Consider the following 506-nt stretch of genomic DNA (forward strand, 5'->3'; position numbering starts at 1 on the left):
TTGTTCCTCGACGAGGCGGAACGTCTGGATGCGAAGTCGATTTCAACGCTATTCGAACTGTGTGACCGTCTGGATATGCAGCTGTTGATTGCTGCGCCAGAGAACATTAGCCCAGAGAAAGGTACAACCTACAAGCTGGTACGTAAGGTGTTTAAAGATCACGAACACGTACACGTTGTTGGTCTACGTGGCTTTGGTCAAACAGATAAACCGAAGAGTGAAGTTCAAGAAATGATTGAAGAGTTTGAATCATAAGCTTGGAAGCATAAAAAACGCCCGCAATTAAAGCGGGCGTTTTTGTATCTGACTAACAGGGAGATGCAGGTAACGGGCATAAAATAAGCCGAGGCTGTAGGACGACAGTCTCGGCTTTTTCGTGAGCACTTAGACCAATAGCAGGGAGTATTGGAAACAATCTAAGCGCTATTCCTCTGAAATATCGGTTCCAGCTTCGATAATTTCAGCAAGCTCTTCAAGTGCTTGAACCGAAAGCTCAGACAAACGCT

General features: G+C 45.5%; 1 protein-coding gene. It reads left to right on the forward strand.

Going from position 1 to position 506, the window contains the following annotated elements; translation table 11 throughout:
- On the forward strand, positions 1-255 hold a 255-nt coding region (locus R7093_RS28455), incomplete at its 5' end, for a hypothetical protein (protein WP_318147439.1).
- Between the last annotated feature and the right edge of the window lie 251 nt (positions 256-506).

It is taken from the genome of Vibrio sp. 1580, from assembly GCF_033340055.1.